Here is an 18,046-nt window from a genome sequence, read left to right on the forward strand (position 1 = left end):
GTGCTGATTATGAAAAACAGGGATATCGATCAGGACACGCTGGCCGCGTACCTGCAACAGATGGAAACCCTGATGGGGCTGGACCTGGACGAGGCTCGCCGTCAGGAATTGCACGTCCAGTTCAGCCGCATCGCCGCTATGGCGCAACCGCTGATGGCGTTTACGTTGGATGAGCGTCAGGAAGTGGCGGGGGTCTACCAGCCATGAATCCCGCGCAACTGTCTATTCGCACATTGCAGGCTGAACTGGCGGCAGGTCACCTGTCCGCCACCGACATTGCCCGCGACACCCTGGCGCGCATCGAGCAACATAACCCGGCGGTCAACGCGTACACCGCCGTCACTGCACAGCGTATGCTGACAGAAGCCAACAGCATTGACCTGAAACGCCGCTTAGGCGAGCCGCTGCCCGCACTGGCCGGAGTACCCTATGCGGTGAAGAATCTGTTTGATGTCGCCGGTGAAACCACCCTGGCCGGGGCCAGGTTATTTAGCCAGCGTGCTCCCGCTACTCAGGATGCGTTCGCGGTGCGCCAGCTACAGGCACAAGGTGCGCTGCTGTCCGGCCTGCTGAATATGGACGCCTACGCTTACGGCTTTACAACTGAAAACACGCACTATGGTGCAACCTGCAACCCGCACGATGTGACCCGTATCGCGGGAGGGTCGTCCGGTGGTTCAGCCGCCGCTGTTGCCGCCGGTCTGGTGAATTTCTCGCTGGGCAGTGATACCAACGGTTCGATCCGGGTTCCCGCTTCGTTGTGCGGTATTTTCGGACTAAAGCCGACGTTCGGGCGGTTATCACGTCAGGGAACACAGCCGTTTGTCGGCAGCCTCGATCACATCGGCCCGCTGGCACGCAGCATAGACGATCTGGCGCTGGTCTATGACGTGCTGCAAGGTCGCGATCCGGCCGATCGGTTTCAGGCGGATCAATCGCTGCGATCTACGGTGCCGTCGTTGTCTGAAACTGCCCCGCTACGCAGCCGGGTATTGGGGGGCTACTTCGCGCAATGGTGCGATGAGCAGGCCGCCGCCGCTGTGCGACAAGTAGCAGACGCCTTAAACGCCGACAGCGAGGTGACACTGGATAACGCCGTGCTGGCGCGTACTGCGGCATTTATTCTTTCCGCCAGCGAAGGCGGTAATCAATACCTGCCAGCGCTGCAGGCCACACCGGAGCAATTTGAGCCACTTTCCCGTGAACGGCTGTTGGCTGGCGCGATGATCCCGGCGGCCTGGTATGTACAGGCTCAGCGCTTTCGCGATCATTTCCGCCGTGAAGTGCTGGCGTTATTCAACGACACCGATCTGCTGATTGCGCCAGCGACCCCGTGCCCGGCCACCCCGATCGGTCAGGAAACCATGCGCATCAATCACACCGATTTACCGATCCGCGCCAGCATGGGCATGTTAACCCAGCCCATTTCGTTCGTCGGCCTGCCAGTCGTCACCGTGCCGCTGGTAACCGCCAGCGGGCTGCCGATCGGTGTGCAGTTGATCGCCGCCCCCTGGAGGGAAGACGTGGCGCTACGCGCCGCCTGGCATCTTGAACAACAGGGCATCGCACAGGCGCTGCCCCCTATAACGTTTTACCCACAAGGACTTTCCGCATGACATCCGAGAACACACAGTCTGACATTAATATTCCCGAGGTACTGGCTGAGGTCACCGACGCCTTTTACCGTTACGAAAAGGCGTTGACCGGCAACGATGTTGACGTGCTGGACCAGTTGTTCTGGCATGATGAACGCACAGTGCGTTACGGCGCGTCTGAAAATCTGTACGGCATCGAGCAGATCCGCGAATTTCGTGCCGCACGCCCCTCTGCCGGGTTGGACAGGCAGTTGCAAAACACCGTCATCACCACCTATGGCCGTGATACCGCGGTCGCCAGTACCGAATTTCGTCGTGAAGGCAGCGAGAAAATCGGCCGTCAGATGCAAACCTGGCGGCGTACCGAGCAAGGCTGGCGCATCGTGGCGGCCCATGTGAGTCTGATGGTGTAACCCCAACACATCCATGTCGGATAGCGACGGTACCGGTTACCGGCTATCCGACGTCCCGCCAGAGGTCGGAGCCGGAACACCGCCCCCAGCAAGCCCAGTCGTGACACAGCCTGGCGCTATCACCGACAAAAAAGCCAGACAATGAAACCTACAGGTCACATTGTCTGGCTCATACGGGTAACGCCGTCGGTACGATGAATGCCTTATCGCATCAGCCCTGATAAGGGTGGACCCGATACCAGTGCTCGGCGATATCCTGACGGCGACAGACCCATACCCGCTCATGCTGTTGGATATAATCGAGGAAGCGTTGTAACGCCCGGAATCGTCCCGGTCGCCCCAGCAAACGACAGTGCATACCAATCGACAGCATTTTCGGCGCGTCATCCCCTTCGGCATACAGCACGTCAAAACTGTCCTTCAGGTAGTTGAAAAACTGCTCGCCACTGTTAAAACCCTGTGGTGAGGCAAAGCGCATGTCGTTGGCATCCAGCGTGTAGGGAACGATCAGATGCGGTTTCACCTCGCCGTCGGCGCGCCGCACCGGCAACCAAAACGGCAGGTCATCACCATAATAGTCGCTGTCGTACAGGAAGCCGCCCTGCTCCAGCACCAGCTGTCGGGTATGGGGGCTGTCGCGGCCGGTATACCAACCCAACGGCGGCTGACCGAATAAATCGGTGTGCACGGCGATGGCCTGTTGCAAATGCGCCCGTTCGGTATCGATATCCATATTCTGGTAGTGGATCCAGCGCCAACCGTGGCTGACCACGTCGTAGTCCGCCGCCTTGATAGCCTCGACCACCGCCGGGTTTCGCGCCAGCGCCATCGCCACGCCAAACACCGTCATCGGCAAGCCACGGCGTTGAAACTCCTGATGAATACGCCAAAAACCGGCACGAGAACCGTATTCATAGAGCGAATCCATCGACATATGCCGCGCCGGGTAACTGGCTGCCCCGATAATATCGGACAGAAACTGCTCGGAACCGGCATCGCCGTGCAGCACATGATTTTCGGACCCTTCTTCATAATTCAGAACAAATTGCACCGCGATACGTGCCTGTCCGGGCCAGCGGGCATGCGGCGGTTTTCCGGCATAACCAATCAGATCGCGCGGATAGTCAGGGTCTGTACCCCAGAGCTGAGAAAGTGTCATGGTCTCTTTCCTTTAATGATGACGGCAACGGCGCGCTCATTACTTAGCGCAACGGTGCACATGCGCCGGTTAACGGCTTGTCGAGTGGGTAGTCGAGATCGCCGTGTTTACTGGTGCTCAGTCCCAGTCCAACCAGCGACTCCACCATCTTCACCGCTGCACCGACGCCATCGATCACCGGGATCCCCAACTCCTGCGTCAGCGCCTGTGCCAGATCGGCCATGCCGCCACAGCCCAGCACAATCGCACCGGATCCATCCAGCCGCTTCGCTTGTATACACATTTCCCGCACTTTATGTTGTGCCAGCCCTTGCCCGTCCTCCAGTGCCAGCACCGGCAAATCGATCGCGTGCAGCGCGGCGCAGTGGTGCTCGAAACCGTAACGCTGCAACAGATGACGGGCGATGATAAGCGTGCGCGGCAGCGTGGTGACGATGGAAAAACGCGTCGCCACCAGCGTTGCCAGATGCATCGCTGCCTCAGCTATCCCCACCACCGGCGCGCTTGCCAGCTCCCGTGCCGCCAGCAGACCGGGGTCGCCGAAACAGGCGATGACATGTCCGCTGACCCCTTGCTCACGCCCCAGCCGCACCTGTTCCAGCACGCCCAGCGTCGCCACCGCTTCATCAAAATGCCCTTCAATCGACGGCACGCCCTGCGACGGGCACACCGCCAGAATCTCCGTACCGGCCGAGGCCACTCGCCGTGCCGCCTCACCGATGGTTTCCGTCATCGCCAGACTGGTATTAGGATTGATTACCTGAATCACGCATCGGCTCATTCGGCCTGCTCCTTGTTAGGGTGTTCGGACGATTTGAACTGGCTGAACAGCCGTGAAAAATCCGGTGTGGTCACACTGTCGCCGCCAAAGCGCAGGCTGGCGACGATGTCGTCGAAATGCTGTTGCATGGCGGCAGTCAGCGCCTGCAGACTGCCTTTACGCAACAGTGCCAGTAAATCCTGATGATCATGACAACGGCAGCCTTGCTGCCAGGGCGCACCATACGCGGCGATCACCAGCGACGATCGGAGCGTCAATTGTGACACCATGCCGGTCAGCACAGTGTTACCGGAAATCGCCTGCAGCTGTATATGAAAAGCGGCCGACAGGTGGATCGCCTCCGGCCCATTACGATCCTGATGGGCTTTTTCTTCTGCCTCCATCAGTTTCTCCAGCGCCGCCAGGTGCGGCGGCTGGCAGTGAGCCAGCACGGCAGGCAGGTTAGCGCACTCCATCAGGCTACGGGTTTGAAAGATCTCACGCGCTTCTTCTACCGTCGGTGTCGCTACCTGTGCACCACGTTTGGGCAACAGTGTGATCATTTGCACCGTTGCCAGACGCTGTAACACCTTTCGGATCCCAGTACGGCTCACCCCAAACGCGTCTGCCAACGCTTCTTCCGGCAGACGAGCCCCAGGCAATAACTGATGCTCAACAATCGCGTTTAACAGCGCCTGATAGATAACGTCATCTTTTTGCTCGAAAAATGTCTCTTGTCCGAGACCATAAATATCGTTCATTGGCTTCTTCCGTCATCACGTCACCACCAGATCGTACACAAAAAATAAAATTATTGTATACAAAATTCACCGATCTGGCCCAAATCCTGCAACACCTCACAGGACAGGTTATTCACCTCTATTTTTCATCGTCATCAAAAAAGGAGCAGATTCCATGCCAGAAAATATGACGCCCGCCGGAAGCGCTCCGGCACACTACAGCCCGAGACTGTGCAACGAAGACCTGGCACCGACACGCGAGCAAAACTGGTCCTGGTACAATATTTTTTCCTTCTGGATGTCGGATGTTCACAGTATGGGCGGCTACGTGGTCGCGGCCAGCTTCTTTACACTCGGTCTGGCCAGTTGGCAGGTGCTGCTGTGTTTGCTGGCCGGTATTTGCATCGTGCAGTTGTGTGCCAATTTAGTGGCTAAACCCAGTCAGCTCAGTGGCGTGCCCTATGCAGTGATTTGTCGTCAGTCCTTCGGGGTGTTCGGTGCCAACATTCCTGCGGTCATCCGTGGATTGATCGCCTTCGCCTGGTACGGCATCCAGACGTATCTGGCAGCCAATGCGCTGATGCTGGTGTTGCTGAAATTCGCCCCTTCTCTTACCTCGCTGACCGCCAGTCACTGGCTGGGCCTGTCGACACTGGGCTGGCTGTGCTTTGGTGTGATGTGGCTGTTGCAGGCCATGGTGTTCTGGCACGGCATGAGCGCCATCAAGCGCTTTATCGATGTCGCCGGTCCGGCGGTTTACGTGGTCATGCTGGCACTGGCCGGGTGGATTGTATACAAAACTGGGCTGGAGAATATCTCTTTCACCCTGAGCAGCAAATCGCTCAGCGGCGGCGAGCAGATCTGGCAGATGATCACCGCGACCGCGTTGGTGGTGTCCTATTTCTCTGGTCCGTTACTGAACTTTGGCGACTTTTCCCGCTACGCTAAAAGCATGCAGGAAATCCACCGCGGTAACCGCTGGGGGCTGCCGTTCAACTTCCTGCTGTTCTCCATCGTCACAGTGGTGATTGTCTCCGGCACCCAGTCCCTGTTCGGCCAAATGATTACCGACCCGATTGAAACCGTTAGCCGCGTCGGCAACAGTGTGGCGGTTGCGTTGGGCCTGCTGACCATGATTGTCGCGACCATCGGTATCAATATTGTCGCCAACTTCGTTTCCCCGGCGTTCGACTTCTCCAACTGTGCACCGCAACGCATCAGTTTCCGCACCGGTGGAATGATTGCCGCCGTCGGTTCAGTGCTGCTGACACCGTGGAACCTGTTCAATTCACCGGAGCTGATCCACTACACGCTCGACGTGCTGGGGGCATTTATCGGTCCGTTGTTCGGCATTCTGCTGGCTGACTTTTACCTGATCAAAGGCGGCAAGATCGATGTCGACGCGCTATTCAACGATACCCCGAACGGCCGCTACTGGTACCGTAACGGCATTAACCCGAATGCGGTGCTGGCGCTGCTGCCATCGGTCGCAATCGGGCTGGTGATCAGTTTTGTACCCGCCTGGCATGAGGTTGCCAACTTCAGTTGGTTTATCGGTGTTGGCTTAGGCGCAGGCAGCTACCGTTATCTGGCTCGCCGGGAAAAAGCCCGCACGCCAGCGGCCGCCAGCCTGTCAGGTTTAGTGCTGGGTAAAGAATAATCCCCCACCACCGGATCGCAGTGAATATTGCGATCCGGTGTTTTATCCTGCCGTATTGCCCCATTTTCGTCCTCGCCTTGCATTCGGTTGTGCTATGACGGTGCGTTTTACACAGATAGCTGCCCCTCCCTTTAGCAATAAACTCAAAGGAAACAGACAATTAAAAGATTGGCATAAGGTTTGAATGTTGCATTCCATCTTGTATACAAACTGGAATGCATTGATGACATCACACACCCCTTATATCGGCCTGACTCTCCCCCAGTGGCAACATCACTACCAGCACGCTTCTGACGCAGTGACTGAAACGCTGCTGGCTGTCTGGCGCTCACTGCGCGCCGAAGACCCGGCGTGGATTTATCTGCCAAACGAAGCCGACGTCCGCGAGCAAATCACCGACCTACTTAGCCGACCCGACGCGAAACACTTGCCGTTGTATGGCGTTCCGTTTGCGGTCAAAGACAATATCGATGTTGCAGGCTGGCCCACCAGCGCGGCCTGCCCGGCGTTTACCTACACCGCCACGCAGGACGCCACCGTGGTAGCACGCCTAAAGGCCGCCGGTGCGATCGTGGTTGGCAAAACCAACCTTGACCAGTTCGCTACCGGGTTGGTGGGTACCCGCTCACCGTTTGGTGCGGTGCCTAACAGCATCAAGCCTGAGTATGTCAGCGGTGGCTCCAGTTCCGGTTCCGCCTCGGTGGTTGCGCGCGGGCTGGTACCGTTCGCGCTGGGTACCGACACCGCAGGTTCCGGCCGCGTTCCCGCCGGTTTCAATAATATCGTCGGGCTTAAACCCACCAAAGGCTGGCTGTCAACGCGTGGGGTCGTCCCTGCCTGCCGCCTGAATGATTGTGTGTCAGTGTTTGCATTATCCGTGCAGGATGCCTGGCTGGTTACCACACTGGCAGGCGGTTATGACGAGGATGACGCGTATTCGCGCCACCACCCACGCACCACGCCAGCGAATGTCTCCGCCCGGTTACGACTGGCGCTACCGCATCCACTGGAGTTTTTTGGCGACCAGCAAGCGGAGCTCGCGTTTCAACAAGCGCTATCCGGTTTGCAGGCGATGGGTGCGACGCTGGAGCCGGTGGACTTCACCCCGTTCACACAACTGGCGCGCCAGCTCTATGAAGGGCCATGGGTGGCAGAACGTACCGTGGCCGTTGGCGCGTTACTGCATGAGCAGCCAGAAGCCATGGATCCAGTGGTACGCGGTATTATCGCTAAAGGTTCCGATTACCGTGCTGGTGAGGTGTTTGCCGCAGAATACCTGCGTGCGGAACTGGTACGACAGATAGCAGGCACGCTGAGTGAGTTTGATGCGCTGGTGGTCCCTACCGCCCCCACCATTCGCACACAGGAAGAGATGAAACAGCAACCCGTGCTCTACAACTCACAGTTCGGCTTCTACACCAACTTCACCAATCTGGCGGATTTGTGTGGGCTGGCATTACCGGCACCGTTTCGTGAAGACGGCCTGCCCGCCGGTATTACGCTGATTGCACCGGCCTGGCATGACGCGGCGTTGGCGGCGTTTGGTCAGCGCTGGCAATCTGCCACGGCGCTGCCGTTGGGTGCCACCGGTCAGCCTCTGCCGCCAATGTCTGCACCACAGGTGCCGTCGCCCCACCATGTACGGTTGGCTGTAGTGGGCGCTCACTTAACGGGGATGCCGCTTAATTTTCAATTGACTACCCGCGATGCCGTCAAAGTGGAAGAGACCATCACCAGCGCTGACTACCGTCTTTACGCACTGGCGAATACCCATCCCCCTAAACCGGGACTGGTCAACACCGGCCAGGGGCAACCCATTGCGGTAGAACTGTGGGATATTCCGCTGGCACGTTTCGGTGAATTCGTTGCCGAGATCCCCCCACCGCTCGGTATCGGCACGCTGACTCTGGCAGACGGACGCCAGGTCAAGGGGTTCATCTGTGAACAGTCAGCGCTGGAAGGTGCCGAGGACATTACCGTATTCGGCGGCTGGCGTGCCTTTATCGCTCAGCGTTCGTCGACCTGACGTTGGGAGGAAACCTTATGCAATTCGCCGCACCCGACACACCGACAACGCGTCGCCAAAGCAAACCACCGGTCCTGGCAGAGCAGGTTTATTTACAGCTGAAACAGGATATCTTCGATTTCCGGTTACTGCCGGGAGATCGCTTTACGGAACACGAACTGGCTGAACGCCTGTCAGTCAGCCGCACACCGATCCGTCAGGCATTGTTTCGGCTGGAAACCGAAGGGTTTGTGCGTGTTTACTACCGCAGTGGCTGGCAGGTTAAGCCGTTCGACTTCGCGTACTTCGAAGAGTTGTATGACCTGCGCATCGTACTGGAACGCGAAGCGGTACAACGGCTGTGCGCACTACCGCCAGACACCTGCACCACGCTGCTTCAGCCTCTGCGTCAGTACTGGATAGACGAACCGCAACAGGAAGACGGCAAGCAGGTTTCACAGCAGGATGAAGCCTTTCACCTGGCCTTAGTCGTTGCCGTCGGCAACCGTGAAATGGCGCGTGTCCACCGTGATGTTACTGAGAAAATCCGTATTATTCGTCGGCTGGATTTCACCCGTCAGGACCGGATTCAGGCAACGTATCAGGAGCATGCCGCCATCCTGCAAGCTATCTTCACTCAGGATACAGACCAGGCCTGTCAGCGCCTTACGCAGCATATTGCTGATAGCAAAGCGGAGGTGCGCAATATTACGTTGCATCTGCTACAACAGGCCAGAGATCAGACGGTGATTTGACCTCTCTTTTGATAGCTATATAGATTGTCTACTGCCGGGTCCTTCCCCCGGCAGTAGACACTATTTGACTGGCGCAATTTACCTGACGAAAATACTCATCATCGATGACTTATTTCTTTCATAAATAATCAGAATCATCCGATTATTTCTCTCATCTATTCCGTTGCGCCATTTACTATTATTCAGGCATTCATGGCAATCAAATGCCTGATAGCTTCCCCGCCTGCAACCCTCTACCATCAGCGGGTAACAGGCTACAACCACAATCTATTCACTGCAATCGTCATCACTCACAAAAATATGAAACCATGATTAAATCAACACATTTCATCGTCTTAAAAACCTCACTGGAATTATTGTTATCAACATAAAATCCCATCTTACAAAAACACCAGTAAAAACAAACAACTAATATAATCAATGCATTGAATTTAAACGATAATTAAATCACTAAAAAGACAGTCATGCGAAACAATAAAACCTAAAAAATCAGTAAGACATTAACAATAAAATAGCGACATCATGAACCATGGCATCACACACCGTATAACCAAAGGGTTGTCACGCCATCCATTTCTGGTTAGGGTATAAAAAGTTTTGTTCATCATGAGGCAGAAATAAAAAAATCAAACCACACAGGAAACCCTGAATTACATGGCAATTAAAATTGAAATAAGACATCTGTATAAAATATTTGGTGAGCATCCCAACCGGGCATTCAAGCTACTGGAGCAAGGGATGAAAAAGGACCAGATATTTGAGAAAACCGGTCTGACGGTTGGCGTAAAAGACGCCAGTCTGGCCATTGAAGAAGGCGAGATTTTTGTGATCATGGGATTATCCGGCTCCGGTAAATCCACCCTGGTACGCCTTCTCAATCGCCTGATTGAACCCACTCGTGGCCAGGTGCTGATCGATGGCGAGGATATTTCCCGCCTGCCGGATAGCGCATTGCGCGCGGTACGTCGCAAGAAACTCAGCATGGTGTTTCAGTCTTTCGCACTGATGCCACATCTGAATATTCTCGACAATACCGCATTCGGCCTGGATCTCGCCGGAGTTCCCCGTGAGGAACGCGAGCAAAAAGCGCACAATGCCCTGCAACAGGTCGGTCTGGAGGCATACGCCAATGCCTATCCGGACGAACTCTCCGGCGGGATGCGCCAACGCGTCGGCCTGGCCCGTGCGTTGGCGAATGACCCTGATATTCTGTTGATGGACGAAGCGTTTTCCGCCCTCGACCCGCTGATCCGTACCGAGATGCAAGATGAGCTGATTAAGCTACAGGCCCGTCAGCAACGCACTATCGTGTTTATCTCACACGATTTGGATGAAGCGATGCGCATCGGCGATCGCATCGCCATCATGCACAGCGGCGAAGTGATTCAGGTCGGCACGCCGGATGAAATCCTCAATAACCCGGCGAACGACTACGTACGCGCCTTCTTTCGCGGCGTGGATATCAGCCAGGTATTCAGTGCCAAAGATATCGCACGCCGTCGTCCGGTGACGATCATCCGTAAGACGCCAGGTGTCGGCCCGCGCTCAGCGTTGAAGATCCTGCAAGAGGAAGATCGTGAGTATGGCTATGTGTTGGAGCGGGGCCGCAAGTTTATCGGCGTAGTCTCCATTGATTCACTCAAACAGGCGCTGCGTGAGCAGTTGTCGCTAGAGCAGGCCTTACTGTCGGCTCCGGCACCGGTTCCGGCAGATATGCCGCTCAATGAGCTGATATCTCAGGTGGCACAAGCCCCCTGCGCCGTACCGGTTGTGGGTGAACACCATGAATACCTCGGCATTATCTCTAAAGGGATGTTGCTGCAGGCGCTGGATAAGGAGAACACGCTCAATGACTGATACCACACACGATTCGCTGGAAGAAATCCAAACACCCGATGCGGTGGCCAATACGGCCACGTCGGCCACTCCACATACCGCGGGCCACCCGGCCTCTACCGACCCGTGGGCGGCGGCATCCTCGCCGACAGACGCTTCATCAGCAGGTAGTCCCCCTGCGCAGGACACCAACGCCGATCCCTGGAACACGGCACCACCACCGCCTGCTGCCAGCGATGTACACCAGAATGGGGGCGACTGGCTCAACACCCCCGCCCCGGCGCAGGAGCATGTTAGCCTGATGGACCCGTTCCAGCATGCCTGGATCCCGCTCGATCGCTGGGTGACAGAAGGCATCGACTGGCTGGTACTGCATTTTCGCCCGCTGTTTCAGGGGATCCGGGTACCGGTGGATGTGATCCTGACCGGTTTTCAGCAACTGCTAACCAGTGTGCCCGCCCCCATCGCCATTCTGGTGTTTTCATTGCTGGCCTGGCAAATCGCCAGTTTCGGCATGGGCGTGGCGACACTGCTGTCGCTCATCGCTATCGGCGCTATTGGTGCCTGGTCGCAGGCGATGGTGACGCTGGCGCTGGTGCTGACCGCCTTGTTCTTCTGCATCATCATCGGGTTACCACTGGGCATCTGGCTGGCTAACAGCAACAGAGCAGTTCGTATTGTACGGCCCCTGCTGGATGCGATGCAGACCACACCGGCGTTTGTCTATCTGGTACCCATAGTGATGCTGTTTGGCATCGGTAATGTGCCGGGCGTCGTGGTCACCATTATTTTCGCCCTGCCGCCGATCGTCCGTCTGACCCTACTCGGCATCCGTCAGGTACCGGCAGATTTGGTCGAAGCAGCACAATCCTTCGGCGCCAGCCCGCGCCAAATGCTGTTTAAGGTCCAGTTGCCGCTGGCGATGCCCACCATCATGGCGGGTATCAACCAGACACTGATGCTGGCGCTCTCTATGGTGGTGATCGCATCAATGATCGCCGTCGGTGGGCTGGGACAGATGGTACTGCGCGGCATTGGTCGTCTCGACATGGGGCTGGCGTCCATCGGCGGGGTCGGCATCGTGATACTGGCCATCATACTGGACCGGCTGACCCAATCACTGGGGCAGGATGCCCGCAGTCGCGGCAACCGCCACTGGTCCCACCGCGGGCCGCTGGGGCTATTGATTCGCCCCTTCATCGCCCCCCGGGCCTGACCGGACGATAGCGTCTGACATTGCGGCTGGCATCGACTAGCCGCACACACGAAGACCAGAGCCCAAGCGTCACCAGACCACGTATTGAATGACAACATGAGGACTATCCACATGAGGACTATCCGTATGCGTACTCTTCGCCTCGTCACTGGCATAGCAACGCTTGCCGTGACGACGATACTCAGCACCAGCCTGTTTGCCGCCGACAATCTTCCCGGCAAAGGCATCACCGTTAAGCCGGTGCAAAGTACACTCTCTGAAGAAACCTTCCAGACACTGTTGGTCAGTAAAGCGCTGGAAAAACTGGGCTATACCGTCGATAAACCCAGTGAAGTTGATTACAACGTCGGCTACACCTCGATCGCCAACGGGGACGCCACCTTTACCGCCGTCAACTGGCAACCGTTGCACGATGATATGTATCAGGCCGCCGGGGGCGACACCGCCTTCTACCGTCAGGGGACCTATGTTTCAGGTGCCGCGCAAGGGTATCTGATCGATAAAAAAACTGCCGACCAGTACCACATTACCCGTCTTGATCAGCTAAAAGATCCGAAACTGGCCACACTGTTCGACACCAATCGCGATGGCAAAGCGGACCTGACCGGCTGTAACCCCGGCTGGGGCTGCGAAAGCGTGATTAATCACCAGATTCAGGCCTATGGACTGAGTGGAACCGTCAATCACAATCAGGGCAACTACGCAGCGCTGATCGCCGACACCATCGCCCGCTACAAACAGGGGAAACCGATTCTGTATTTCACCTGGACGCCGTATTGGGTGAGTGACGTACTGGTGCCGGGGCGCGACGTTGTCTGGTTGCAGGTACCGTTCTCATCGTTACCGGGCAAACAAAAAGAGACCGATACCAAACTGCCTAACGGCGCGAATTATGGCTTCCCCGTCAATAATATGCGCATTGTCGCCAATAAGTCGTGGGCGCAGAAAAACCCGGCGGCGGCAAAACTGTTCGCCATCATGACGTTACCACTGGCCGACATTAACGCCCAAAACCTGCGAATGCATCAGGGTGAAGCCTCTCAGGAAGATATCGAGCGCCACGTCAACGGCTGGATTAACGCGCATCAGGCACAGTTTGACGGTTGGATTAATACGGCCCGCGCTGCCGCACAATAAGCTATCCCACTGTAAGCCATCCCGCTGAGTGCCCAGAGGATACCCGCCCCGGTATCCTCTGTTTTTTCACCCACCGCCATACCAGAGTGAGTTCCTCTTTCCCCACCCGTTATCCTGCCACCTTTCGTTTCCCCGGTAGCCAAACATCATCGAACCTTTCAGGAAAGGCTGATAAAGAACCTTATTATTTTCAAGGAAATTTATAAGACAAATTGCTGGATTCTCAGGTGTGACTGTTCAATACTGAACCATCACTTAATGCAACATCAAGTTAACACTCCCCATGTCTGTATCTTCTACCAAGCCCGTCGGCCTGAGTCCGGCAATGACGTTATTAATGTCCGCCGCCACTGGCCTGGCGGTCGCCAGCAACTATTATGCCCAACCTTTGCTGGATGCTATCGCCCATGCGTTTAGTTTATCGGTCAATCAGGCAGGTTTTATTGTGACCGCTGCCCAACTGGGCTATGCCTGCGGCCTGATGTTTCTGGTGCCGTTGGGCGACCGGTTCGAACGCCGCAGCTTAATTGTCATCATGACACTGCTGGCCGCAGGCGGCATGCTGATAACCGCGTCTGCGCCGTCGCTATGGCTGATGGTGGCGGGTACCGCTATCACCGGGCTGTTCTCGGTAGTGGCGCAAATTCTGGTGCCGCTGGCGGCGACGCTTGCCTCACCGGAAAACCGGGGTAAGGTCGTTGGGACTATCATGAGCGGCCTGTTGCTGGGGATCCTGCTGGCAAGAACACTGGCAGGCGCACTGGCCTCGCTGGGAGACTGGCGTACGGTATATTGGGTCGCCAGCGCGTTAATGACGGGAATGGCGTTATTGATGTGGCGTTCACTGCCGCAGTATCACTCCTCCACCGATCTGAATTACCTGCAATTGCTGGCATCCATCTTCCAGCTCTTCGGCCGTTCCCGTGTACTGCGTACCCGCGCGATACTGGGCGCGATTTCATTTTCCAACTTCAGCATCATGTGGACGTCCATGGCGTTTCTGCTGGCAGCCGCGCCTTATCACTATAGCGAAGGCGTGATCGGCCTTTTTGGCCTGGCTGGCGCTGCGGGTGCGCTATCCGCCAGTCGGGCAGGTCGACTGGTCGATAAGGGCAAAGCCAAGCTCACCACCACCGTTGGCTGGTTGCTGCTGGTGTTATCATGGTTGCCGATTGCCGCAGGCGTCACTGCCGTGGTGCCATTGCTCATCGGCATCGTGGTGCTGGATATGGCGGCGCAGGGAACGCATGTCACCAATCAGAGCGTGATTTACCGTATGCACCCGGAGGCACGTAACCGTCTCACCGCCGGGTACATGACCAGCTATTTTATTGGCGGTGCGCTCGGTTCGCTGATCTCTGCCTACGCCTACCAACATTTCGGCTGGCTAGGTGTGTCGAGTGCCGGAGGGCTGTTGAGTTTGCTAGGGTTACTGGTGTGGTGGCGCAACCATCATCACGAGTCATCGTTACCGGAAGCAGACTAAAGAATACCGCGCGGCGGCCCGTTGACGGCCATGTCTTCGTGTGATGACCAATATTATTTGGGTGATGAACACCATTGCTGGCGCGGGTTTACGCCAATGATGTTATTTTTTAATGAGTCTATATTTTCAACCCGTGGATAACCTCAATACTGTGAATACCGTGACTGATGAGCACACGCCTGAACGCACCGTCCCCGAGGCCTCGTTTGCCAGAGGCCTGTTCGACAGTCTGCCGATTGTCATCGGCTACGTGCCGGTCGCGTTTGCGTTTGGTCTGAACGCGGTCAAACTGGGCTTCACGCCGTTGGAAGCCATTTTCCTTTCCTGCATTATCTACGCTGGTGCCAGCCAGTTTGTCATCACCGCGCTGCTGAGTGCGGGTGCGTCTATCTGGGTTGCGGCCCTTACCGTCATGGCAATGGACGTGCGCCACGTCTTGTACGGCCCGTCATTGCGCCACCGCATCCGGCAACGTCTCCCCACCGGCAAGACTGTCTGGTGGGCCTTTGGACTCACCGACGAAGTGTTTGCCGCCGCTACAGTGCGATTGTCACGGGATAACCGGCGCTGGAGTGAGTCATGGATGCTGGGTGTAGCGATAAACGCCTGGTTGTCGTGGGTCGCCGGGACAGTACTCGGCGCCCTCTTCGGCAATGGCCCGCTAAACGGATACCCTGCGGTTGAGGCGGCATTATCCTTCATGCTACCGGCACTTTTTTTGAGTTTTCTGCTTGCGTCGTTCAGGCGTCGTCAGAGTCTGGTGGTCGCCACCGCGCTAGGCGGCGCCAGCCTGGGGCTACTGATATCGTCTATTCCCGCCGCCATTCTGGTCGGTATTGTCGGCGGATGTCTGGCATCACTGTACCAACCGGCACAATTAACAGAAGAGACGCCATGAATACATCAGTATTATTGATTGGTCTACTGGTGGGAACCGTTAATTTCCTATTCCGGTACCTGCCGTTACGGCTGGGAGCTGGCCGGGCTCCAGGTCATTTGCGGCGAGGCAAAACCGCCCTATTGCTCGACAGTATCGGTATTGCCTCCATTTGTGCTCTGCTGGTGGTTTCCACCCTGCCGGATATCATGCAGCACCCGGAAAGACAGTTACCGACACTGGTGGGGTTTGCCCTGCTAACACTTTGTTTTTACAAAACCCGCAGTATTGTGCTGTCGACACTGCTGGGTGCGCTATGCTATGGCGTCGTATTTAAATGGGTTTAGACAATAGCCTGAGTATCACCGGCTCACATCGTGCCCTTTATCAGCAAAAATCAGGCGGCGACAGACCGCATCACCTGCACACCGTTCGAGCAGTGATAAAATAAGCACTAATCGACAAGTCTCTCGCATTTACCTAATTAGTAACATTCGTTACTATGCAGGTCGTGATTAATGAGGTTGACATCTATGGAAAGTTCGTTCGCTCCAATCGAAGACATGCTGCGTATGCGGGCATCACGCCGCCCAGATTTCCCTTACCGGGAGGTCTTGCTGCTGCGTTTGTTTATGCACATGCAAACTAAAATACTGGAACACCGCAATCACATGCTGAAAGAGCAGGACATCAACGAGACCCTGTTCATGGCGCTGATTACGCTGGAATCGCAGGAAAACTACTGTATCCAGCCTTCTGAGTTGAGCGCGGCGCTAGGCTCTTCACGCACCAACGCCACCCGCATCGCGGATGAACTGGAAAAACGCGGCTGGATCGAACGCCGCGAAAGCGACAGTGATCGCCGATGCCTGTACCTGTACATGACCGAGAAAGGTAAAGCCTTTCTGGACGAATTGCTGCCGCCTCAGCACCGCAGCCTGCATACGCTCTGTTCTGTCCTTGAAGACAGTGAGAGAGAGCAACTGGAAGTGCTGATGCGTAAGTTGTTACTGCGTCTTGACGAAATGGAGCAGGACGGTTTTTAACCCCCGTCGCTATTCCTGACAGAGACCATCATCATCATCGTTGTTATGCAAACCCTCGGGTTTGCAGATGGTGTCGTACGTTCAAAAAAATCGCCATCGCACTAATACCGCCATGAACGGCAATCAAAGGCCATGAAAGGCCGAAAAAAAGAAATTTAACTAGGAGAGAGTTATGAGTGCCAACGTGGAAAAGCAAAGTCCACCCACCGTGCCATCAAAGCCCAGAAAAACGCGTAAAGGAATTCTCACCCTGCTGATGATTCTGTTTTTCTTTATTGGCTGTGTGTGGTTCGCTTATTGGTATCTGGTATTGCGGCACCATCAGGAAACCGATGACGCCTATGTCGCCGGCAACCAGGTTCAAATTATGTCGCAGGTCAACGGCAGCGTCACCCGCGTCAACGTCGATAACACCGACTTCGTTAAAAAAGGTGATGTTCTGATTGAACTTGACCCAACCGATTCTGAGCAGGCCTTTGAGCGCGCGCAGACCACGCTGGCGAACAGCGTGCGTCAGGTTCATCAGCAGATGATCAACGTTCGTCAGTATAAAGCCAATATCGAACTGCAACAGATTACGCTGGATCAAGCCATCAGCGACTTGAACCGCCGTGAAGCACTGGGACGGGCGAATGCTATCGGACGGGAAGATTTGCAACATGCCCGCGATCAGGTCGCCAGCGCCAAGGCCTCGCTGGAAGCCACTAAACAGCAATATGCCGCTGCCCAGGCGTTGGTACTCAACACGCCGTTGGAGCAACAACCGGCTATTGCACAAGCCGCGACCGACCTGCGTAATGCCTGGCTGGCGCTGAAGCGTACCCATATCGTCAGCCCTGTTGATGGCTATGTTTCTCGTCGCAGCGTGCAGTTAGGTGCCCGAATTACCCCGTCATCGTCTCTGATGGCCGTCGTACCGGCAGCGCCGCTGTGGGTTGACGCGAACTTTAAGGAAACCCAGTTAGCCAACATGCGCATCGGCCAGCCTGCAACCGTCACCAGTGATCTTTACGGCGATAACGTGGTGTACAAAGGTAAGGTGGTCGGTCTGGATATGGGGACAGGTAGTGCGTTCTCGCTGCTACCTGCCCAGAACGCCACCGGTAACTGGATCAAAGTCGTACAGCGTTTGCCGGTCCGGATCGAGTTAGACCCGAAACAGCTGGCTGATAACCCGCTGCGCATTGGTTTGTCGATGTTGGTTAACGTGGATACCGCGAATACCGATGGTAGAGTGCTTTCCGACGCGAGCCGCACAACACCGGCTTACCAGAGTGACGCACTGGATCTCGACCTGACGCCAGTCAACCAGATGGTCGATCAGATCATCAGCGCCAACGCGGGCTAACCTCAGAAGGAGA

17 protein-coding genes are annotated in these 18,046 nt (G+C 56.1%); 14 read left to right on the forward strand and 3 right to left on the reverse strand.

Going from position 1 to position 18,046, the window contains the following annotated elements:
- The first annotated feature begins 9 nt into the window (after positions 1 to 9).
- From hpxX to hpxZ, 3 genes are read left to right on the forward strand one after another with little or no spacing between them, the layout of a single operon-like run.
- Positions 10 to 207, forward strand: coding sequence for an oxalurate catabolism protein HpxX (gene hpxX / locus DD586_RS16245; RefSeq protein ID WP_012885908.1), 198 nt, complete (start codon positions 10 to 12; stop codon positions 205 to 207).
- Positions 204 to 1,616, forward strand: a complete 1,413-nt coding sequence (locus DD586_RS16250; RefSeq protein ID WP_012885909.1) for an AtzE family amidohydrolase — start codon at positions 204 to 206, stop codon at positions 1,614 to 1,616. The genes hpxX and DD586_RS16250 overlap by 4 nt, the downstream gene beginning before the upstream one ends.
- Complete coding sequence (hpxZ, locus tag DD586_RS16255) at positions 1,613 to 2,008, forward strand: oxalurate catabolism protein HpxZ (protein WP_012885910.1); 396 nt, start codon at positions 1,613 to 1,615, stop codon at positions 2,006 to 2,008. The genes DD586_RS16250 and hpxZ overlap by 4 nt, the downstream gene beginning before the upstream one ends.
- A 211-nt stretch (positions 2,009 to 2,219) precedes the next feature.
- Here hpxZ and puuE read toward each other — a convergent pair whose 3' ends face one another.
- The 3 genes from puuE to DD586_RS16270 are packed head-to-tail and all read right to left on the reverse strand — an operon-like array spanning position 2,220 to position 4,688.
- A complete protein-coding gene (gene puuE / locus DD586_RS16260; protein ID WP_012885911.1) occupies positions 2,220 to 3,167 on the reverse strand; it encodes an allantoinase PuuE in 948 nt (315 codons plus the stop codon).
- A gap of 43 nt (positions 3,168 to 3,210) precedes the next feature.
- Positions 3,211 to 3,948 carry an allantoin racemase gene (hpxA, locus tag DD586_RS16265; RefSeq protein ID WP_012885912.1) on the reverse strand — a complete coding sequence of 246 codons (738 nt, stop codon included), beginning with the start codon at positions 3,946 to 3,948 and terminating at the stop codon, positions 3,211 to 3,213.
- The gene (locus tag DD586_RS16270) at positions 3,945 to 4,688 is read right to left on the reverse strand and encodes a GntR family transcriptional regulator (protein ID WP_012885913.1); all 744 of its coding nucleotides are present in this window, start codon (positions 4,686 to 4,688) and stop codon (positions 3,945 to 3,947) included. The genes hpxA and DD586_RS16270 overlap by 4 nt, the downstream gene beginning before the upstream one ends.
- Positions 4,689 to 4,842: 154 nt before the next feature.
- Here DD586_RS16270 and DD586_RS16275 point away from each other — a divergent pair, with 154 nt between their 5' ends.
- The 11 genes from DD586_RS16275 to emrA all read left to right on the forward strand — a co-directional run bounded on the left by DD586_RS16275 (position 4,843) and on the right by emrA (position 18,033).
- The gene (locus DD586_RS16275; protein WP_012885914.1) at positions 4,843 to 6,327 is read left to right on the forward strand and encodes an NCS1 family nucleobase:cation symporter-1; all 1,485 of its coding nucleotides are present in this window, start codon (positions 4,843 to 4,845) and stop codon (positions 6,325 to 6,327) included.
- Positions 6,328 to 6,550: 223 nt separating this feature from the next.
- Positions 6,551 to 8,353 carry an allophanate hydrolase gene (gene atzF, locus DD586_RS16280; protein ID WP_041165079.1) on the forward strand — a complete coding sequence of 601 codons (1,803 nt, stop codon included), beginning with the start codon at positions 6,551 to 6,553 and terminating at the stop codon, positions 8,351 to 8,353.
- A gap of 17 nt (positions 8,354 to 8,370) precedes the next feature.
- The gene (locus DD586_RS16285) at positions 8,371 to 9,087 is read left to right on the forward strand and encodes a GntR family transcriptional regulator (protein WP_012885916.1); all 717 of its coding nucleotides are present in this window, start codon (positions 8,371 to 8,373) and stop codon (positions 9,085 to 9,087) included.
- 654 nt (positions 9,088 to 9,741) lie between these two features.
- Positions 9,742 to 10,944, forward strand: a complete 1,203-nt coding sequence (gene proV, locus DD586_RS16290) for a glycine betaine/L-proline ABC transporter ATP-binding protein ProV (RefSeq protein WP_012885917.1) — start codon at positions 9,742 to 9,744, stop codon at positions 10,942 to 10,944.
- On the forward strand, positions 10,937 to 12,139 hold the full coding sequence (gene proW, locus DD586_RS16295; RefSeq protein ID WP_012885918.1) for a glycine betaine/L-proline ABC transporter permease ProW: 1,203 nt from the start codon (positions 10,937 to 10,939) through the stop codon (positions 12,137 to 12,139). Before proV ends, proW begins: the two co-directional genes overlap by 8 nt.
- A gap of 126 nt (positions 12,140 to 12,265) precedes the next feature.
- Positions 12,266 to 13,276 (forward strand): glycine betaine/L-proline ABC transporter substrate-binding protein ProX, encoded by a 1,011-nt coding sequence (gene proX / locus DD586_RS16300; RefSeq protein ID WP_041164582.1) that lies wholly within the window; start codon positions 12,266 to 12,268, stop codon positions 13,274 to 13,276.
- A gap of 283 nt (positions 13,277 to 13,559) precedes the next feature.
- Complete coding sequence (locus tag DD586_RS16305) at positions 13,560 to 14,762, forward strand: MFS transporter (protein WP_012885920.1); 1,203 nt, start codon at positions 13,560 to 13,562, stop codon at positions 14,760 to 14,762.
- A gap of 112 nt (positions 14,763 to 14,874) precedes the next feature.
- Positions 14,875 to 15,660 (forward strand): AzlC family ABC transporter permease, encoded by a 786-nt coding sequence (locus tag DD586_RS16310; RefSeq protein WP_012885921.1) that lies wholly within the window; start codon positions 14,875 to 14,877, stop codon positions 15,658 to 15,660.
- Complete coding sequence (gene ygaH, locus DD586_RS16315) at positions 15,657 to 15,986, forward strand: L-valine transporter subunit YgaH (RefSeq protein ID WP_012885922.1); 330 nt, start codon at positions 15,657 to 15,659, stop codon at positions 15,984 to 15,986. Before DD586_RS16310 ends, ygaH begins: the two co-directional genes overlap by 4 nt.
- A 186-nt stretch (positions 15,987 to 16,172) precedes the next feature.
- The gene (gene mprA, locus DD586_RS16320; protein ID WP_012885923.1) at positions 16,173 to 16,685 is read left to right on the forward strand and encodes a transcriptional repressor MprA; all 513 of its coding nucleotides are present in this window, start codon (positions 16,173 to 16,175) and stop codon (positions 16,683 to 16,685) included.
- A gap of 172 nt (positions 16,686 to 16,857) precedes the next feature.
- Complete coding sequence (gene emrA / locus DD586_RS16325; protein WP_012885924.1) at positions 16,858 to 18,033, forward strand: multidrug efflux MFS transporter periplasmic adaptor subunit EmrA; 1,176 nt, start codon at positions 16,858 to 16,860, stop codon at positions 18,031 to 18,033.
- Positions 18,034 to 18,046 lie beyond the last annotated feature (13 nt).

The organism is Dickeya parazeae Ech586 (genome assembly GCF_000025065.1).
Lineage (GTDB): Bacteria > Pseudomonadota > Gammaproteobacteria > Enterobacterales > Enterobacteriaceae > Dickeya > Dickeya zeae.